General features: G+C 74.7%; 17 protein-coding genes. 8 read left to right on the top strand and 9 right to left on the bottom strand.

The window, feature by feature from the left end:
• The first annotated feature begins 11 nt into the window (after nt 1–11).
• Complete coding sequence (locus ABT299_RS16140; RefSeq protein WP_500251231.1) at nt 12–872, top strand: polysaccharide deacetylase family protein; 861 nt, start codon at nt 12–14, stop codon at nt 870–872.
• Here ABT299_RS16140 and ABT299_RS16145 read toward each other — a convergent pair.
• Nucleotides 859–2322 (bottom strand): aminotransferase class I/II-fold pyridoxal phosphate-dependent enzyme, encoded by a 1464-nt coding sequence (locus ABT299_RS16145; RefSeq protein ID WP_500251232.1) that lies wholly within the window; start codon nt 2320–2322, stop codon nt 859–861. The two genes, ABT299_RS16140 and ABT299_RS16145, sit on opposite strands and share 14 nt — an antisense overlap.
• Nucleotides 2323–2440: 118 nt before the next feature.
• Between ABT299_RS16145 and ABT299_RS16150 the strand changes: the two genes are divergently transcribed.
• The 3 genes from ABT299_RS16150 to ABT299_RS16160 all read left to right on the top strand — a co-directional run bounded on the left by ABT299_RS16150 (nt 2441) and on the right by ABT299_RS16160 (nt 3908).
• Nucleotides 2441–2797, top strand: coding sequence for a DUF3140 domain-containing protein (locus tag ABT299_RS16150; protein WP_190855900.1), 357 nt, complete (start codon nt 2441–2443; stop codon nt 2795–2797).
• A 9-nt stretch (nt 2798–2806) separates the two neighbouring features.
• Nucleotides 2807–2998: a hypothetical protein gene (locus ABT299_RS16155; protein WP_173097109.1), complete on the top strand. Its 192-nt coding sequence runs from the start codon at nt 2807–2809 to the stop codon at nt 2996–2998.
• Between the two features lie 133 nt (nt 2999–3131).
• Nucleotides 3132–3908 carry an MgtC/SapB family protein gene (locus ABT299_RS16160; protein ID WP_347256643.1) on the top strand — a complete coding sequence of 259 codons (777 nt, stop codon included), beginning with the start codon at nt 3132–3134 and terminating at the stop codon, nt 3906–3908.
• A 20-nt stretch (nt 3909–3928) separates the two neighbouring features.
• Here the strand turns inward: ABT299_RS16160 and ABT299_RS16165 are convergent, their stop codons facing one another.
• The gene (locus ABT299_RS16165) at nt 3929–4117 is read right to left on the bottom strand and encodes a hypothetical protein (RefSeq protein ID WP_190855897.1); all 189 of its coding nucleotides are present in this window, start codon (nt 4115–4117) and stop codon (nt 3929–3931) included.
• Between the two features lie 49 nt (nt 4118–4166).
• On the opposite strand from ABT299_RS16165, the gene ABT299_RS16170 reads away from it, so the two are divergent.
• The gene (locus ABT299_RS16170) at nt 4167–6878 is read left to right on the top strand and encodes a helix-turn-helix transcriptional regulator (RefSeq protein WP_500251233.1); all 2712 of its coding nucleotides are present in this window, start codon (nt 4167–4169) and stop codon (nt 6876–6878) included.
• Here ABT299_RS16170 and ABT299_RS16175 read toward each other — a convergent pair.
• From ABT299_RS16175 to ABT299_RS16195, 5 genes are all read right to left on the bottom strand, one after another.
• Nucleotides 6871–8067 carry an erythromycin esterase family protein gene (locus ABT299_RS16175; RefSeq protein ID WP_500251234.1) on the bottom strand — a complete coding sequence of 399 codons (1197 nt, stop codon included), beginning with the start codon at nt 8065–8067 and terminating at the stop codon, nt 6871–6873. The genes ABT299_RS16170 and ABT299_RS16175 overlap by 8 nt on opposite strands.
• An 88-nt stretch (nt 8068–8155) precedes the next feature.
• Nucleotides 8156–8602, bottom strand: coding sequence for a carboxymuconolactone decarboxylase family protein (locus ABT299_RS16180; protein ID WP_500251235.1), 447 nt, complete (start codon nt 8600–8602; stop codon nt 8156–8158).
• A gap of 118 nt (nt 8603–8720) precedes the next feature.
• A complete protein-coding gene (locus ABT299_RS16185) occupies nt 8721–9203 on the bottom strand; it encodes an RrF2 family transcriptional regulator (RefSeq protein ID WP_190855888.1) in 483 nt (160 codons plus the stop codon).
• A 10-nt stretch (nt 9204–9213) separates the two neighbouring features.
• Nucleotides 9214–10098: an arylamine N-acetyltransferase family protein gene (locus ABT299_RS16190; protein ID WP_500251236.1), complete on the bottom strand. Its 885-nt coding sequence runs from the start codon at nt 10096–10098 to the stop codon at nt 9214–9216.
• Nucleotides 10095–13187, bottom strand: coding sequence for an AfsR/SARP family transcriptional regulator (locus tag ABT299_RS16195; RefSeq protein WP_500251237.1), 3093 nt, complete (start codon nt 13185–13187; stop codon nt 10095–10097). Before ABT299_RS16195 ends, ABT299_RS16190 begins: the two co-directional genes overlap by 4 nt.
• A gap of 157 nt (nt 13188–13344) precedes the next feature.
• Here ABT299_RS16195 and ABT299_RS16200 point away from each other — a divergent pair, with 157 nt between their 5' ends.
• Nucleotides 13345–14235 (top strand): NAD(P)-dependent oxidoreductase, encoded by an 891-nt coding sequence (locus ABT299_RS16200; RefSeq protein WP_190855879.1) that lies wholly within the window; start codon nt 13345–13347, stop codon nt 14233–14235.
• On the opposite strand, the gene ABT299_RS16205 is transcribed toward ABT299_RS16200, so the two are convergent.
• A complete protein-coding gene (locus tag ABT299_RS16205) occupies nt 14201–15595 on the bottom strand; it encodes a sensor histidine kinase (protein ID WP_500251238.1) in 1395 nt (464 codons plus the stop codon). The genes ABT299_RS16200 and ABT299_RS16205 overlap by 35 nt on opposite strands.
• A gap of 121 nt (nt 15596–15716) precedes the next feature.
• Here ABT299_RS16205 and ABT299_RS16210 point away from each other — a divergent pair, with 121 nt between their 5' ends.
• Together ABT299_RS16210 and ABT299_RS16215 are read left to right on the top strand one after the other, a co-directional pair.
• Complete coding sequence (locus ABT299_RS16210; RefSeq protein WP_190855877.1) at nt 15717–16094, top strand: PadR family transcriptional regulator; 378 nt, start codon at nt 15717–15719, stop codon at nt 16092–16094.
• Complete coding sequence (locus tag ABT299_RS16215) at nt 16091–17149, top strand: hypothetical protein (RefSeq protein WP_500251239.1); 1059 nt, start codon at nt 16091–16093, stop codon at nt 17147–17149. Before ABT299_RS16210 ends, ABT299_RS16215 begins: the two co-directional genes overlap by 4 nt.
• Here ABT299_RS16215 and ABT299_RS16220 read toward each other — a convergent pair whose 3' ends face one another.
• Entirely contained in the window at nt 17150–17599 is a 450-nt protein-coding gene (locus ABT299_RS16220; protein WP_500251240.1) for a hypothetical protein, read from the bottom strand.
• Nucleotides 17600–17617: the final 18 nt, after the last annotated feature.

The following is a 17617-nucleotide window of genomic DNA, read 5'->3' on the forward strand; positions in this document are numbered from 1 at the left end:
AGTTCTGCGCCATGGGGGACTATTGGGGCCGGTCTGGCCGTGTCGTCGCGGGGGCCGCGGTCCTCGCCCTCGCGCTCGCGGCGTGCCAGCGGTCCGCGGCGGAGAAGCCCAAGGGAGCGGCTCCGCCCGCCCCGGCGCCGCCCGGTCCGGCGGCGCCCGCCGTGGGGCAGCGGCCGGACACGGCGGCGGTCTGGCGGAAATGGGGCCTGAAACCGCTGGTCCCCGCGCCCGCGCCGCCGGTGGACAAGCCGCTCGAACTCCCGAGGAAGGGCCCGGCGAAGGTCTTCGAGAGCGTCCCCACGAAGGACCGCGTCGTCTTCGTGACCCTCGACGACGGGCAGGAGAAGGACCCGAAGTTCGTCGAGATGATGAACGAGCTCAAGGTCCCCGTCACGATGTTCCTCACCAAGGACGACATCCAGGACGACTACGGGTACTTCAAGCCGCTGCAGGCGCTCGGCAACCGCGTCCAGGACCACACCCTCACCCATCCGGTGCTGCCCACGCTCGGCCTGGAAGGGCAGAAGCACGAGATCTGCGGCGACCGCGACGCTCTCACCGAGCAGTACGGGACGGCGCCGACGCTGCTCAGGCCGCCCTTCGGCCGGTGGAACTCGCTGACGCAGCAGGCCGCGCGCGAATGCGGCATCAGCGGCATCGTGATGTGGCGGGCGTCGATGCAGATCCACGACTTCCAGTACGACGACCCGAAGAAGGAACTGCATCCGGGCGACATCCTGCTCGCGCATTTCCGGGGCCCGAAGCAGCTCAAGGGCGAGACGATGACGCGGATGTTCGCCGATCTGCTCAAGCAGATCGAGAAGCGCGGGTTCAGCGTCGCGCGGCTGGAGGACTACATCAGCGTTCGATGAACACCCGGACGCTCTTCACCGTCGGGTCGGCGGTGTCGGGGATGACCATTCCGGCGTCGACGCCCGTCCGCAGGTAGTCGATGACGGGGCCGGTGATCCGCTCGCCGGGCAGGACGGCCGGGATGCCGGGCGGGTACGGGGTGATCATCTCGGCGGAGACGCGGCCGGTGGCCCGGTCCGCGGGCACCTGCTCGGCGGGGCCGAAGAACGCGTCGCGGGGCAGCACGACCTGTTCGAGCCGCAGCTCGGCCGGCGGCGGCACCTTCACCTCGGGGGCGCCGGTGAGCGAGCCGACGTTCGCGCGCAGGTCGCGGAACGCGGCGAGGAGCTGCCCGACGGTGTCCTTGTCGTCGGCGAAGGTCAGCTGCGCGCTGATCCGGCGGTGGTCGGCCAGGTGCATGTTGATGCGGTGGTGGTCGCGCAGCCGGTCGGCGACGCGGTAGCCGCTCGTGCCGAGGCCGGCGAGGTCGACGACGATCGGCAGCGGGTCGAGGTCCCGGGCGAGGCCGGGGCCGGTGAACTCGTCGCGGCCCTGCACGTCGAAGCCCATCTCCGCGAGCTCGGAGCGGGCCTGCGCGGCCAGCTCCAGCGCGTTGCCGAGCAGCTCGCGGCCGTGCTCGACCATCTGCCGGCGCCACCCGTCCAGGCCCGCGTACAGCAGGACGGACGGGCTGGTCGTGCCGAGCAGGTCCTCGCGGGCCTTCAGCACGTCCGGGTCGACGAGATGCCCCTGGAGGTGGAACACCGAGCCCTGTTCGAGGCCCGCGCCCATCTTGTGGACGCTGGTCACGCACACGTCGGCGCCGGAGTCCATCGCCCAGGTCGGCAGGTCGGGGTGGAACGGCAGGTGCGCGCCCCACGCCTCGTCCACGATCAGCGGCTTGCCCCGCTTGTGGCACTCCTCGGCGATCGCCGACAGGTGCGCGCACGTCCCGTACGGGGTGGGGCTGGTGACGAGGGCGCCCTTGGCGTCGGGGTGCTCGTCGAACCGGGCGGCGTAGGCCCCGGCGGACGGCGGGTGGGCGAGGTGCCGCTCCGCGTCCCACTCCGGCTCCACCCAGATCGGGCGGATGCCGGCCAGGATGAGCCCCGACACGACGGACTTGTGCGCGTCCCGCCCGACCAGCAGCTTCTCGTGCGGCCCGGCGACCGAGAGCATCGCGCTCTTCACCGAGAGCGAGCTTCCGCAGGTGGAGAAGAACGTCTTGTCGGCGTGGACGGCGTCCGCCATCAGCTCCTGCGCGTGCTCCAGGACCCCGTTGCTCGACGTCCGGTCGTCCAGCCCCGACATCGCGAGCAGGTCCGACCGGTACACGGCGTCGCCGAGCACCTCGCGGGCGCGGGGGTCGGCGCCGCGGCCCTGCTTGTGGCCGGGCGGGGTGAACGGGACCTGGCCCTCCCGGTGGTAGGCGGCCAGGGCTTCCAGAACGGGGGCTCGGGAGTGGTCCATCCCGGGCGTGTTCCCCGCAGCGGGACGCTCTAACGGCGCGCCGGGCCGCACGGGCGGCCGAACCGGCGGACGACCAGTGGGACGAATGGGACGGCCGACACCGGGTAGGGCGAACGCCATGAACGATCGCATACCGGCCGAGGCGGAGCTGGCCTGGGAGGACTTCCACCGGCTCGTCAACATGACGTCCGACGAGCTGCGCACCTGGCTGCTCACGGACGCCTCGGGCGAGGAGGCGTTCCCGGCGGAGCCGGAAACCGGCGTCTCCGAGCTCGGCGCCCGTGTGGTGGACCTGCTGCGCAAGCGGAAGGTGGACCTCACCGACGGCGACGCCGACGTGATGCGGCAGGTCGTGGACTACGTCGAGGAGCACCTGGACGCCCCGCCGCCGGACGGCGCGAGCAACGAGCGGTGGCGGCACGAGCTGATGACGGTGGGCCACGACCCGCTGCGCCCCGAGCCGTCCAGCGCATAGGAGGGGACCATGCCGAACCCGCAGCAGCCCGAGATGAGGCGGTCCGGCCGGACCGCCGTGACCGAGGAGCCGGCGCCGGAGGCCACCGACCCCAAGGCGACGCGGGCGAAGGGCCACGCGCACGGCACCGACAAGGGGAACAAGGGCGGCGGCAAGGGCGGCGGGACACCGCCGGACCAGCAGCCCCCGCACCCCGACTAGCGGACAGGCGCCGAGGCCGCCCCGGACTCCCGGGGCGGCCTCGGCGTGCGGCTTCCCAGGGAGGCGTGCGGCTTCCCAGGGAACGGACGGACGGCGGCGGACACGAGCGGACAGGGACGGGTAGGGACGGAAGGTGCTGGAGCTTTCGGCGGGGCAGGGGCTCGTGCAGATCGGGGAGCTGCTGCTCGCCCTGGTGCTGTCGGCCTGCATCGGCCTGGAGCGGGGGCTGCGCAACAAGAGCGCGGGGCTGCGCACGCACACCCTGGTCGGGCTGGGCGCGGCGCTGTTCATGCTGGTCAGCAAGTACGGGTTCCAGCACGCGCCGGGGCCGGTGTCGTTCGACCCGTCGCGGGTGGCGGCGCAGATCGTGTCGGGCATCGGCTTCATCGGCGGCGGGCTGATCTTCGTCCGGCGGGACGCGGTGCGCGGGCTGACGACCGCGGCGGTGGTGTGGGTGACGGCGGCGGTCGGGATGGCGGCGGGCGGCGGCCTGTGGCTGCTGGCGATCGCGGTGACCGGCGGGCACTTCCTGGTGGTGTACGGGCTGAGCGCGCTGTCGCGGCGGCTGCCGATGGAGCGGTTCCAGCCCGCCGGGGTGGCCCGGCTGCGGCTGGTCTACCGGGACGGGCGGGGCGCGCTGCGCCGGGTGCTGGTGGAGTGCACGCAGCGCGGGTTCGCGGTACTGGAGGCCAACGTCGACCGCGAGTACCTGCCGGACGACTCCGACCGCGGCCGCGACGAGCGCCGCGACCGGGACGAGGCGACCGGGCGGCACGGCCCGTGGAACGCGGTGGTGACGCTGGTGCTGGAGGGGCCCGGCTCGATCCCCGACCTGGCCGCGACCCTGGCCGAGCTGCCCGACATCGTGGGGGTCACGGTCGGCTCGGACCACGACGACGACAGCGCGTGACCCGGGGGCCGGGGGATCCGCTAGGGCGCCTGGGTCTGCGGGCGGTAGCCCTCGTCCTCGCCGCCGGGGGCCTCGGCCTCGGCGTTCGGGGGGTCGGTCTTGCTCGGGGTGTGCTCTTCGGCGAAGTCGTCGTCGACCTCCTGCGGCGCGCCCGCCTCGGCGCGGCGGTCGGCGAGCGGTTTGTCCTCGTCCCGCTTGTGTTCGGCCATGGGGTTCCTCTACTCGGGTGGGCGGCGAATAAACGCTTAGGGTGAAGGCATGTTGTACGGGCGGGACGAGGAACTGGCCGCGATCGACCGGCTTCTCGGTCAGGTCCGCGAGGGGCGCGGTCGGACGCTCGTACTGCGCGGCGAGGCAGGCATAGGCAAGACCGCCCTTCTCGACCATGCCGCTGCGGAAGCGTCCGGCATGCGGGTGCTGCGCGGTACGGGCGTCGAGTACGAGAGCGGGATGCCGTACGCCGGTCTCCACATGCTTCTGAGCGGGCATCTGGACCGGATCGATTCGCTGCCCGACGCACAGGCGCGCGCACTGCGCAACGCCCTCAACATCGGCGCCCGCCAGGACACCGACGGCGGTGACCGGTTCCTCGTGGGGCTGGCCGTCCTGACGCTTCTGGCCGACCTCGCCGAGGAGAGGCCGCTGCTCTGCCTGGTCGACGACGCGCACTGGCTGGACGGTCCGTCCGCCGAGGCGCTGCTGTTCGCCGCGCGGCGCCTGGAGGCCGAGTCCGTCGGGCTGCTGTTCGCGGCCCGCGACATGGACGCGCCGGAGTTCCCCGCGCCCGGCCTGCCCGAGGTGCGGCTGCGCGGGCTCGACCGGGCCGCCGCCACCGAGCTGCTCGCCCGGCACGCCGCCGAACTGCCCCGGCACGTCCACCACGAGATCCTCGCGGCCGCGATGGGCAATCCGCTGGCCCTCCTCGAACTGCCCGGGCTCCGCACGCAGGCGCACGACGCGTCCTCGGCGTACGAGCGGATCCGCCGCTCGTACGCCGAGAAGATCGCCGCGCTGCCGGAGCCGTCCCGGACGCTGCTGCTGCTCGTCGCGGTGGACGACGCGGGCGGGATCCCCGCGATCATGGGGGCGGCGGAGCGGCTCGGCGCGTCCGTCGACGACCTGGAGCCCGCCGAGCGACGCGGCCTGCTGCGCCCCACCGCGGACGGCCGGCTGGAGGTGCGGCACCCGATCGTCCGCACCGCCGCGTACGGCGGGGCGCCCCTGAACCTGCGCATCGCGGCGCACCGCGCCCTCGCGGAGACGTACCGGGAGCGCGGCGACCACTGCCACCACGCCTGGCACCTGTCCCGGTCGGTGACCGGGCCGGACGAGGCCGTCGCGGCCGTCCTGGAGTCGACGGCGGGCACCGAGCGGGAGTCCGGCGGCGACGCGTCCGCCGCCGCGATGTACGAGTCCGCGGCCGCGCTCAGCCCCGACCCGGCCGCGCGCGGCCGCCGCCTGGCCGCCGCCGCGCGCGCGTACGCGTTCGCCGGGCTGACGGAGCGGGCCGTCGAGCTGGCCGCGCGCGCCGAGACCGACCTGGACGACCCGGTCGCGCGCGCCGACCTGACGCTGATCCGCGCGTCCCTCGCCGACGATCAGGACCGGACGAAGGAGGCGTACCGGATGTTCGCGGAGACCGCCGCGTCCGTCGCCGAGCTGGATCCCCGCCTGTCCGGCTACCTGTTCTTCCAGGCCGCGGGCGCCGCGGCGAACGCGGGCGACTACGCGGCCGTCGACGCCATCGCGACACGCGGCACCGAGCTGGACCTGCCGAACGCGTCCCATCTGCGCGCCCTGTCCCGGGTGTTCGCCGGGCAGAACCCGCTCGCCGCGCCCGGCGACATGACCGGGGGCGTCGCCGCGCTCCGCGAGCTCATGGCCGCGATGAACCTCTGCTTCGGCCCGCGCGACCGGATCCGCGTCGCCCTGTGGCACATCCTGATCGGCGACCTCGAGGGCGCCGCCGAGACGGCCGCCGAGCTGGAGGCGCGGTACCGCGCGCAGGGCGCGATCGGGCTGCTCGCGCCCATCCTGATGATCCGCGCGCGGGCGCGGCTGATGCTCGGCCACCACCGCGACGCGCACACCGCCGCGACGGAGGGCCTGCGGATCGCCGCCGACACCGGGCAGCACCGCATCCGCGTCTACCTGGAGACCGTCCTCGGCCTCCTCGCCGCGATCGAGGGCGACGAGGAGCGCTGCACCGAGCTGACCGAGGAGGCGTTGGCCCGCGCGGTGCCGCCGAGCAGCGTGCACGCGGCGGCGGCGCGCGGGCTCCTCGATCTCGGTCTCGGCCGCCACGAGGCCGCGCTGTCCCGGCTGTCGGACGTGGTGAGCGGGCCGAACCCGCAGGGCGCGATCGCGAGCCTGCCCGACCTCGTCGAGGCCGCCGTCCGCGCGGGCCGCCCGGAGCCGGGGAAGGACGCCGCCGAGTGGTACACCGGCTGGGCCCGGCAGATCGGGCGGCCGTGGGCGGAGGCGATCGCGCTGCGCTGCGCCGCCCTCCTCGCCCCGGACGACGCGGCGGACGCGTTGTTCGCGCAGGCCGTCGAGCTGCACCGCAAGGGCGGCACGCCGTTCGAGCGGGCCCGCACCGAGCTGCTCTACGGCGAGTGGCTGCGGCGCTCGCGGCGCCGCAACGACGCCCGCGCCCAGCTCCACTCGGCGCTGGAGGCGTTCGAGCGGCTCGGCGCGGCGCCGTGGGCGGAGCGCGTCCGCACCGAGCTGCGCGCGGCCGGCGAGAGCCTCGCCGCCGCCGGCGCGGACGCCGGGCGCGACGATCTCGCCGCCCGGCTCACCCCGCAGGAGCTCCAGGTCGTCCGGCTCGCCGCGGCGGGGCTCAGCAACCGGGAGATCGGCGCGCAGCTGTTCCTCAGCCCCCGCACCGTCGGCTACCACCTCTACAAGGCGTATCCGAAGCTCGGCGTCGCGTCACGAGGCGAGCTCCCCCACCTCGACCTCACCTGAGAAGGCGGGCCGGGGTGACCTGGTGGGAGTGGAACACGAGGTCGAGGAGGGCGCCGGGGGACGAGCCGGACATCGCGTGGTCCGCGTCGTCCTCGGGACGGTAGCCGGGGCCGATCACCCGGATCGGCGCGGGGGCGGCGAGCCAGGCGGCGACCGCGGCCGGGCGCGGTCCGCGCAGGTCGAGCAGGTAGTGCGGCGGCCCCGCCTGCCCGAGGACGGCGTCGCCGAACGCGGCGGGCGGCGGCGGGACCGGGACGCCGCCGTGCACCGCGCCGTGGTCGAACGTCAGCCCGACCGCCCGGTAGCCGTCGCCGAGCTCCTTGCGCAGGTGACCGCCCGTGTTCGTGCGCTCGGACGGCCCGCTGGTGACGCGCTCGCCGCTCGCCGCGTGCGCGATGCCGCCCCAGTAGACGACCTTGGAGCGCGTCCGCTCGTGCCACCAGAGCAGGTTGGCCGCCATCCGCCGCTCGCTGAACGGGATGATCTCCTCGTACGGCAGGCCGTGGAAGTGGTGGAAGTCCACGATCGCCTGGGCGGCGTGCACCGCGAGATCGTCGCCGGGGATGTCCTTGACCAGCGCGTACGCCTGCTCGGCCCGGTCGGTGAGGGGACGCTTGGCGGGCTCGCGGCGGAACCGGTCCACATGCTCGTCGATGTCGCCGTCCGGCCGCAGCGGCGCGTACAGCTCCCGGATCTCGCCGAGCCTGCCGGGGGCGGCCCGCCGGACGTGCTCGGTGACCAGGTCGTACGCCGATGCCCGGACGGTGGTGAAGTTCATCCCGAACACCCGGACCGGGTCGCCGGGGTGGTCCTCGTTGAAGCGCCGGGTCCAGAGCAGCGCGTCGAGCACCTCCTCGGTCCGCCACGGCAGCCACGCGTCGGACAGCAGCGCGCGCGGGTCGCCCTCGCCCGTCCGGACGTACGCGTCGAGGCGCAGGCCGCTCGTCCAGTCCTCCTCCAGGGCGAGCGTCCTGAACCCCAGTTCCTCCACCAGGAATCGCAGGACGCGGTGCTGGAGCACGAACAGCTCGTGGGCGCCGCGCGTCGCCGCGCCGAGGCCCGCCACGCGCGCGCCGCCCGCCGCGTCCCGCAGCGGTTCCAGGTCGCCGAGCGGCCCGTCCGCCGAGCCCGCGGCGACGGGCCGCGCCTCCTCCGCGATCCAGCTCGTGACCGCGTTCTCCCCGCTCATGCCGTCTCCTCTCGTCGTCGCCGACGCTAGGAGCCGGGGGACCGGCCGGGCATCCGTCACCCGACTGGTCCCGGCCGGGAGCGGCCGCTCAGGCGCGCATCGAGCCGGCGATCTGGCGGGTCGTGACGTTGATCCGGTTCCACGCGTTGATCGCGGCGATGCACATGATGAGGGAGAGCAGGCTCTCCTCGTCGTAGGCGTCGGCGGCCTCGTCCCAGACGTCGTCGGGGACGCCCGCCGGGCTGTCGGCGATGCGGGTGGCGGCCTCGGTGAGGGCGAGCGCGGCGCGCTCCTCGCCGGTGAAGTACGGGGACTCGCGCCAGGTCGCGACGGACCAGAGGCGCTCGTCGGTCTCGCCGCCCTTCTTGGCGTCGTAGGCGTGCATGTCGGCGCAGAAGCCGCAGCCGTTGATCTGGCTGGCGCGGAGCCGGACCAGTTCGAGGGTGCTCTTCGGGACGCTGCTCTTGGCGAGCACGCCCTCCAGGTCGAGCAGGGCCTTGTAGGCGCCGGGGGCGATGGTGGAGAGACCGGTCATCCGTGGCTGCATGATAATTCCCTTTCTTGGATGGGGGATATCCAGATTTGGGGCGCGCCGGTGCCGCTCACGGGACGGCTCCGGCGCCGGTCGGGTAGACGGTCAGGCGGTCAGGCGGTCAGTTGCGCGCGTACCAGGCCCGCACGTTGTCCTCGATCTCCGGCACCCCGCGCTTGACCGTCGCGCTGATGTCGGCGAGCGTCTGCTCGGCCAGTGCCCTGCGCCAGGCGAGCTCCGCCTTCCGCATGGCGGTGCTGACGGCGCAGGGCCGCCGCAGGACGGACGCGGGGGTGCCGGCCCCGACGCCGCGGACCCGGATCTCGGTGCACTGGAACGCCTCCTCCGGCCCCTCGATCGCGGCGACCACGTCCATCATCGTGATCTTCTCCAGCGGGCGGGCGAGGCGGAAGCCGCCCCGCGCGCCCGGCGTCGAGGTCACGAGACCGGCCTTGACCAGGGCCTGGAGCTGCTTGTTCAGGTAGGGCGGGGGGAGTTCGAAGCCGGCCGCGAGCCGTGCCGTCGGCACGGGCCGGTCCTCGTCCATCCAGTCGAGCAGCAGCAGGCAGTGCGCCGCCCACTCGACCCCCTCGCTGATCCGCATAACCCGGACATTACACGTCTAGATTCAGTCCGTCCACCGCCTTGACGAGCCGGGGCGCGTCGTCGTCCGCCAGGACGATGCCGAACTCCTCGGCGAGCACGTCGGGAAGCCGCACCGGGGGTACCGTGCGCGTCTCGCCCGCGCCGGACGGCCGCGTCACCGTCAGCTTCGTCCCGTCCAGCACGAGGTGCGCCTCGGGGGAGAACCGCTGGACGAACGGCCGCCTCGTGAACGGCGACCGCGGACTCGTCGCCACGTAGTGGTTCAGCACGTCGAAATCGACGCGGAACGCCTCGACCAGGGGGAACGAGTGCCGCGTGATCCAGCCGTCCGGGCCGCGCTGGTGCATCTCCCACACCTGGGCGCCCGCCGGCAGCGCCGCGGAGGCCCGGCCGGGACGCAGCCGGAAGCCCCAGCCGTCCTGCTCGACGTCCGCGCCGCCGGGGAACTCCAGCGGCTCCAGCGGGCCGCCGCCGAAGCCGACGTCGCACAGCAGCGCGGGCTCGTCCGCGGCCTGCCCGGGCGTGCGGACGTGCAGCAGCGCGTGCGTGCCCGGGAGCACCTTCTCCGCCCCCATGGACACCCGGCCGGTCAGCGCCGTGACCTCGAAGCCGATCCTCTCCAGCACGGCGGCGAACAGCCGGTTGTGCTCGAAGCAGTACCCGCCGCGCGGCCGGTCGACGAGCTTGCCCTGCACGGTCGCGAGGTCCAGCTCGATCGGCCGGCCCAGCATGATCTCCAGATTCTCGAACGGGACGGCGGTGACGTGCGCCCGGTGCAGCGCGCGCAGCGTCGCGGCGTCCGGCCGGGGGACGCCGTCGAAGCCGATGCGCTCGAGGTAGGCGGGCAGGTCCAGCCGGTCGCCCTGCCATCCGAAACCGAGATCCTCGCTCATGGTGCTCCCTCCGCCCGCGCGGCCGCGCGGCCGTGCTCGAATGCGCTCCTGAACGGGGCAACGCCGATCGCCGCCGTGATCGTCCCGACAGCTCGGTTGATATCGCCCATTTCGGCCTCCGGGAGCGGGGCGCCGGCGGACGCGCGCAGCGCGGATGCCTCGCCGAGCAGCCGCGCCGCCGCGATGTGCTCGCCCGCAAGCGCGCGCGCACCCGCCACCCCTTCGAGCGCGAGCGCTATGGCGCGCGGGTCGCCGGTGGCGCGCGCGCCGGCGAGCCCGTCCAGGTGCAGCGCGAGCGCGGCCTCGGCGTCCCCGCGCAGTTCCGCGACGTACCCGAGCTGGGCGTGCAGGAACGCGATCCCGGCCGTCCCGCCGATGCCGCGCAGCCAGCCGAGCGGGGCGCGCAGGTGCCGCTCGGCGGCGTCGAGGTCGCCGCGGGCCCGCGCGACCAGCCCGAGCCCGGCCTCGGCGAACTCCTCCGCCGACCGGGCGGCCTGCCGGGCGGCGATCCGCAGGGCCTCCTCGTGCAGGTCGCGGGCCTCGTCGAGGGCACCGGTCAGCAGCGCGACGCGGCCGAGCCCGGCCGTGCGGAACGACACCTCGGGCCACATCCCGAGGTCCTCGGCGAGCCGCAGGCCCGCGCGGTGGTGGGCGGCGGCCGCCGCGTAGTCGCCGGTGATCTCGGCGCGGCGGCCGAGGGCGTCGGTCGCCTCCAGCCGGCCCCACGCGTCGCCCAGAGCGGTGAAGAGCGCCATGCTCTCGCCGCCGTCGCGCTCCATGGTCGCCAGGCCGCCGTGGACGACCGCGAACTTGGCGCGGGTCGCCAGCGCGGCGGCCGTGTACCAGGGATCGGCGCGCGCGCGGAACACGGCGAGCGCATGCTCGACGCGAGCCTGGTTCACGGTGATGTCGCCATAGGCCCAGTGGGCGTGGCTCAGGAACCACTCCGCCCGCGCATAGGCGAACGTCTCCCGGTCCTTGTAGCGCTCAAGGGCGGCGACGCGCAGGCGCTCGGAATCGGTGGTCTCGCCCGCCAGCATGGTGAAACCCGCCAGCCACGTCTCGGCCTCCACACGTCCGGGCTCGGCCGCACCGGCCTCCGCCAGCGCCTCCTTGAAGGCGTACTGGGCCTCGCCGAACCGTCCGCGCAGGTACCAGTACCAGCCCAGCGCGTTCACCAGCGGCAGCCCGGCCCCGTGGTCGAGGGCGGCGCGCAGGTCGGCACCCTCCTGGTCGAGGCGTTCCAGCCATTCGCGCTGCCCAGGTCCCCGTAGCGCGCCGTCTGCCCGTTGAGCCAGGTCGGTGTAGTACCGGACGTGGCGGTGCCGCAGTTCCTCCTCCTCGCCCGCCTCGCGCAGCCGCTCCAGCCCGTAGGCGGCGACCGATTCCAGCAGGCGGTAGCGGTCGTCCCGCGCGCGCACGACGAGCGAACGGTCCACGAGGCGCGCCAGCACCTCGGCGTCCGCGCCGCACACCTCCTCAGCCGCCGCGAGCGTGCAGCCGCCCGCGTGAACGGCGAGGCGCCGCAGCACCGCCCGCTCGTCCTCGCCGAGCAGACCCCAGCTCCAGTCGATCACCGCGCGGAGCGTCCGCTGCCGCTCCGGGCCGCCGCGCCGGCCGCTCGCCAGCACGCGGAACCGGTCGTCGAGCCGCGCCGCCAGCTCCCGCACCCCGAACGCCCGGACGCGCGTCGCCGCCAGTTCCAGCGCGAGCGGGACGCCGTCGAGCCGCCGGCAGATCGACGCGACCCATGGCGCCGACGCCGCGTCCAGCGCGAACCCGGGGTCCGCCGCCGACGCCCGCGCCGCGAACAGCCGGACCGCGCCCGACTCCAGGAGCGCGTCCGGGGCCGTCGCGTGCCCGGGCAGGTTCAGCGGCGGGACGACCAGCAGCCGCTCGTCCGGCAGGCCGAGCGGTTCGCGCGACGTCGCGAGGACCCGCAGGCCGGGCGCGGCGGCGAGCAGCCGCCCGGCCAGCTCCGCGACCTGCTCGACCACGTGCTCGCAGTTGTCCAGGACGAGCAGCGCCCGCCGCCCGCGCAGCGCCTCGCCGACGCGCCCGGCCGCGTCGGACGGCCCGCCGGGGCCGCCGGGGTCCGGCGCGGTCTCGTCGCGCAGGCCGAGGACGTGCCCGATCAGCCGGGCGACCTCGGCGGACGTCGCCGGACGGCCCGGCGCCAGCTCGACGAACCAGACGCCGTCCGGGTGGACGGCGGCCGACCGGGCCGCCGTCTCCAGCGCCAGCCGGGTCTTCCCGACGCCCCCGGTGCCGGTCAGCGTCACCAGCCGGTGCGCGGCCAGCAGCGCGCGGGCGGCCTCGACCTCGCGTTCGCGCCCGATCAGCTCGCCGAGGACGGCCGGCAGGCGCGGAGCCGTCCGCGGGCGCCCGGTCTCGGACGGGTCCTGCTCCAGCATCGACCGGTACAGCGCGGCCAGCTCCGGACCGGGGTCGACGCCCAGCTCGTCGGCGAGGCGTTCCCGCAGGTCGTGGTAGCCGGTGAGCGCTTCGGCGCGCCGCCCGGCGCGGTACAGGGCGCGCAGGTGCGCGGCGCGCAGCCGCTCACGGAGCGGGTGCTCCGCGACCGGCGCGGCCAGCTCGGCGGCGACCGCCGCGTGCTCGCCCAGGTCGAGCCGCGCCTCGGCGTGCTCTTCGAGCGCGGCCAGCCGGCGCTCCTCCAGGCCGGCGGCCGCCGCCTCGGCGAACGGGGCGTCCGCGAACCCGTCGAACGCCGGCCCGCGCCACAGCTCCAGCGCGGCCCCCAGCAGGTGCGCCTTGGCGACCGGATCGGCGGCCCGCCCGGCCCGGACGAGCAGCGCCGCGAACTCGCCCGCGTCCACGGCGTCCGGCGGCACGTCCAGCGCGTACCCGGGCGGGCGGGCGGCGACCAGCGCCCGCGCGCCGGGCTCGGCGTCCTCCAGGACCCTCCGCAGCTGCGAGACCCGGGCTTGGAGCGTTCCCACCGGATTCCGGGGCGGCCGGTCGCCCCACAGCGCGTCGATCAGCCGGTCCACCGGGACGGCCCGGCCCGGCTCGGTGAGCGCCTCGGTGAGCAGCGCCGCCAGCAGCGTCCGGACCTTGGGCTCGGGCACCCGGACCGGCGTCCCGCCGGACGTCCACCCCGTAAGCGGGCCAAGTACCCCAAAGCGCACACCGCCAGCGTAACGAGCGCTACGGACGGACCCGCAGCCGTTCCGTAGCGCTCCACGCCACGGTTGGGACCGAACAACATGCCCTTAGGAGGAGCACATGACATCACCGGTCACCGTCATCGGCCTAGGCCCCATGGGCGCGACCATGGCGCGGACGTTCCTCGCGAACGGCCACCCCACCACGGTGTGGAACCGCACCCCGTCCAAGGCCGCCCCACTGGTCGAACAGGGCGCGACCCTCGCCGCCACCATGGCCGACGCGCTCGCCGCGTCCGAACTCGTCGTCATCAGCCAGACCGACTACCAGGCCATGTACGACTCCATCGGCGACGCCGACGTCAAAGGACGCGCCCTGGTGAACCTCAGCTCCGGCAGCCCCGGCGAACTGCGCCGCGCCGGCGACTGGGCCCGCGAGAACGGCGCCGACCTGCTGACGGGCGGCGTGATGGTGCCCCCGCCCGGCATCGGGCGGCCCGGCTCGTACGTCTTCTACAGCGGCCCGGAAGCGGTCCTCGACCGCCACCGCGACACCCTCGCCGAACTGGGCGACACCACGTTCGTCGGCACCGACCCGGGCCTGTCGATGCTCTACTACCAGTCGCAGCTGTACGTGTTCTGGTCCACGCTCGTCTCGTACATGCACGCCGCGGCCCTGCTCGGCACCGCCGGGGTGTCCGCGCGGCAGTTCCGGCCGTTCGCGTCGACGACGCTGGAGGCCCTGACGGGCGACGGCCCGATGGGCTTCCTGCGCATCCTCGCCGAGGAGATCGACGGGGGCGTCTCCCCGGGCGGCGCCAACAGCCTCCGCATGCAGGCCGTGGGCGCCGACCACGTCGTCGAGGCGAGCCGCGAGGCCGGGATCGACACCGCCGGACCGGCCGCCCTCCGCGACCTGTTCCGGCGCGCCGTGGACGCCGGGCACGGCGACGGCGGCCTGTCCTCGGTCATCGACGTCATCCGCCGTCCGGCACGAGGGGGAGGCGCATGACGAACCGCGCACCCCGGTCGCTGTCGGCGATGGTGAGCGTGCCGCCGTAGATCTCGGTGATCTCGCGGGCGATCGGCAGCCCGAGGCCCGTCCCCTGCGGGTCCCGCTCGCGCGACTCGCTCAGCCGCGCGAACCGCTCGAAGACCCGTTCCCGCTGGTCCGGCGGGATGCCGTGGCCGTCGTCCTGGACCTCCAGCAGCGCCGTCCCGCCGTCCCGCCGGACCGTCACCTCGACGCTCGACTCGGCGTGCCGCTCGGCGTTGCTCAGCAGGTTGCCGAGCACCCGCGCGATCCGCACCGGGTTCGCCCGCACGATCACGCCGGGCTCCAGCCGGGCCGTGACCCGCACGCCGTCGCCGCGCCGGTCGACCTCGCGGCGGGCCGCCTCCGCGAGGTCGACGGGCTCCTCCGGCTGCGGCGCCCGCGAGTCCAGCCGGGACAGCTCCAGCAGGTCCATCACGATGTCGTTGAGCCGCTCGGTGTCGCGCAGCGCCGAGCGGAGCAGCGGCCGCGACTCCTCGGTGGCCTCGTCCAGCGCCATCTCCAGCTGCATGTGCAGCCCGGCGATCGGGTTGCGCAGGTCGTGGGAGGCGTCGGAGATGAACCTGCGCTCCCGGTCGGTCGCCTCCTCCAGCCGCTGCAGCGTCCCGTTGACCGTCTCGCCCAGCGCCTGGATCTCGCCGTGGGTGCGCGGGACGTACACGCGCTGGCGCAGGTCGCGCATGTCGAGGCCGGCCAGTTCCCGGCGGATCCGGTCGACCGGGGCGAACGCCCGGCCGATCGTGTGCCACGTCCACCACGCGACGAGGGCCAGCAGCACGAGCAGGATCGCGACCAGGCTGAGCGGCAGCCCCCACACGTTCAGCAGGCTCGGGAGCGGCTCGGCCGTGACGACCATCGCCCCGGGCCCCCACGGCGACGCGTTCACCACCCGCAGGCCGAAGATCCACGCGCAGCCCGGGATCGACGCGGGACAGGTCCGCTGGTCGACGAGCAGGGTCCCGGTCGCGAGGTCGGCGCTCGCCAGCGGCGGCTTGTCGCGGGCCGCGGGCGTCGCCGCCAGCACCGTCCTGCCGTCCGGGCTGACGACCTGCACCAGGCTGGACTCGTCCGGGCGGGTGGTGAGCGCCGGGCCGCCCCGCCCGCGCAGGACGTCGAACACGATCCGCTCCGTGGTGCGCTCGGCCTTGTCCGCCTCGCGGCGCTCCAGCCAGTCGCGGACGAGGAGCATGCCGAGCACCAGGATCACGGTCAGGAACAGCGCCGCGAACGCGACGGTGACGACCGTCGCGCGCCCCCGCACGGAGATGAAGAGGCGGTCGCGCCAGTAGCGGGTGCGCTCGCCCCAGCTCTGCGTCACAGCCGTTCCCCCGGATCGTCACCCTGCGTTGCTGATCGCTACCAAGCGTACGGGGCGGCGTACCCGTTCCCGGGGACCGGTGGGCTTGTGCATAGTCAAGTCATCGATATATAAAGATCGCATGAGCAAGCCGATGCAGGAACCGACGTTCCTGATCCTCACCGCCCTCGCGGACGGGGCGCAGCACGGCTACGGGATCATCGCCGACGTCGACCGGATCTCCGCCGGGCGCACCCGGCTGCGCGCCGGCACCCTCTACGCGGCCCTCGACCGGCTCCAGGCCGAGCACCTCATCGCCCAAGACCGCGAGGAGGTCGTCGACGGCCGGCTGCGCCGCTACTACCGGCTCACCGAGGACGGCGCCGCCGCGCTCGCCGCCGAGGTCGACGCGCTCCGCCGCCGCACCGAGGCCGCCGCCCGCCGCCTCGCCGCCTTCCGCCTCCCCGGAGGCGGGACCGCCCCGGCGTTCGCCGGACTCTTCCCGAGGGGGCTCCGTTGAGCACGCTCGAAGACCGCTACCGCCGCCTCCTGGCCTGCTACCCCGCCGCCCACCGGGAGGCCCACGGCCAGGAGATGCTGGACGTCCTGCTGTCGGCGGCCCGCCCCGGCCAGACGCGCCCGTCCCTCGCCGACACCGCCGACCTGCTGTGGGGCGCGGTGCGGATCCGGTTCCGCCGCGCCCAGTCCGGCACCGTCACCTCCCTCTGGTCCGACGCCCTCGCCATCACCGGCTTCCTCGCCCTGCTCCTGCTGATGGTCGAGACGGTCCGGTTCGTCCTGGACGTGCCGACGCTGGCCGACGTCAGCTCCCACCTGGGGCCCCGAGGCACCGGGCTGTACGGGCTGCTGTACCACTTCGGCACCGGGCCGTACTGGCTCGCCTGGACGGTCATCGCGATGCTGGCCTGGCGGGGCCTGCGCCGCGAGGCCACCATCGGCGCCTGTACGGTGACCGCCGTCCAGGTCGCTTTCGCCGCCTACGGGACGGCGTTCCAGGACTACGCCTACGCGTATCTCGGGAGGGACTTCGGGGGAACGTCGCTGCCGCTCGCGCTGCTCGCCACGGCGTCCCTCGTCCTGTCGCCCGGCCCGCGCCACGGCGCCCGCCTCCTCGGCCGCGTCCGCCTCATCGGGGCCGTGACCGCGGCCGCCGTCCTGTCCGTGCTCCACTCGTACCCGGCGTTCGTCCTGTACGTGGGCGACCGGGCCGACCTTGCACCGCAGCAGGACACGGACGCTCTCGGCGCCGTCATACGGACCTGGAACGAGCTGCTGGCGGCGAGCGTGCTGGCGGCCGCCGTCCTGGCCGGCGCCGCGCTGGCGCGCGACCGCGCGACCCGCCGCGCGTTCTGCCTGTTCGCCCTCATCGGCGCACCGGGGCTGGTCAACGCGGCCGGCGGGGTCCTGCCGGACAGCGTGCCCGCCGCTCTGATGCTGCTTCCGGGATCGCTGCTGGTCGGCCTGGCGGGCCTTATCGTCGCCGGACTCTGCGTCCGCCTCGTCGAGTCTCCCGCCGGGACCCGGGTGCGCCGTCGGGTGCGGTCGTCGGTCTGATCAGCCGATCCGGAGCCCGCTGACGGCCTCGGCGGACGTCTCCGGCGCACCTTGCGGCGTCAGCCGCGCGACGGGGACCATGCGCCGCCGCTTCATCTCGTACCGCTCGCTGATGGACGCCTGCTCGAGCATCCGCTTGAGCAGGCGTTCCCTTTCTCCGGCGTCCTCGACCATGACGATGCCGGCGGGGTACCAGCGATCGCCCGCCTCGACCTTCGCGGACGTGGCGGAGCGCAGCGACTCCACCAGCGCGCCGTCCGCGTCCTCGGCCAGCAGGACATGGTCCTCGCCGTCGCGGAACGAGGCGATGATGCCGGGCTCGCCGTGGGGTTCCAGTTCGACCATCACGCCCGGCATGCCGCCGAAGCGGTAGAGCACGACCCGTCCCCGCGTGGCCGCGAACACCGTCCGGTTGGCCAGCCCGATCACGAACAGCAATGCCTTGTCCACAGGAGCCCCCTCTGCGAA

Source organism: Spirillospora sp. NPDC000708 (assembly GCF_040299565.1).
GTDB lineage: Bacteria > Actinomycetota > Actinomycetes > Streptosporangiales > Streptosporangiaceae > Spirillospora.

Coding starts and splice junctions, on each gene's coding strand:
- ABT299_RS16210 (WP_190855877.1), top strand. CDS start 15,717: ATGAGCAAGCCGATGCAGGAACCGACGTTCCTGATCCTCACCGCCCTC.
- ABT299_RS16140 (WP_500251231.1), top strand. CDS start 12: ATGGGGGACTATTGGGGCCGGTCTGGCCGTGTCGTCGCGGGGGCCGCG.
- ABT299_RS16150 (WP_190855900.1), top strand. CDS start 2,441: ATGAACGATCGCATACCGGCCGAGGCGGAGCTGGCCTGGGAGGACTTC.
- ABT299_RS16165 (WP_190855897.1), bottom strand. CDS start 4,117: ATGGCCGAACACAAGCGGGACGAGGACAAACCGCTCGCCGACCGCCGC.
- ABT299_RS16170 (WP_500251233.1), top strand. CDS start 4,167: ATGTTGTACGGGCGGGACGAGGAACTGGCCGCGATCGACCGGCTTCTC.
- ABT299_RS16145 (WP_500251232.1), bottom strand. CDS start 2,322: ATGGACCACTCCCGAGCCCCCGTTCTGGAAGCCCTGGCCGCCTACCAC.
- ABT299_RS16190 (WP_500251236.1), bottom strand. CDS start 10,098: ATGAGCGAGGATCTCGGTTTCGGATGGCAGGGCGACCGGCTGGACCTG.
- ABT299_RS16180 (WP_500251235.1), bottom strand. CDS start 8,602: ATGACCGGTCTCTCCACCATCGCCCCCGGCGCCTACAAGGCCCTGCTC.
- ABT299_RS16200 (WP_190855879.1), top strand. CDS start 13,345: ATGACATCACCGGTCACCGTCATCGGCCTAGGCCCCATGGGCGCGACC.
- ABT299_RS16155 (WP_173097109.1), top strand. CDS start 2,807: ATGCCGAACCCGCAGCAGCCCGAGATGAGGCGGTCCGGCCGGACCGCC.
- ABT299_RS16175 (WP_500251234.1), bottom strand. CDS start 8,067: ATGAGCGGGGAGAACGCGGTCACGAGCTGGATCGCGGAGGAGGCGCGG.
- ABT299_RS16185 (WP_190855888.1), bottom strand. CDS start 9,203: ATGCGGATCAGCGAGGGGGTCGAGTGGGCGGCGCACTGCCTGCTGCTG.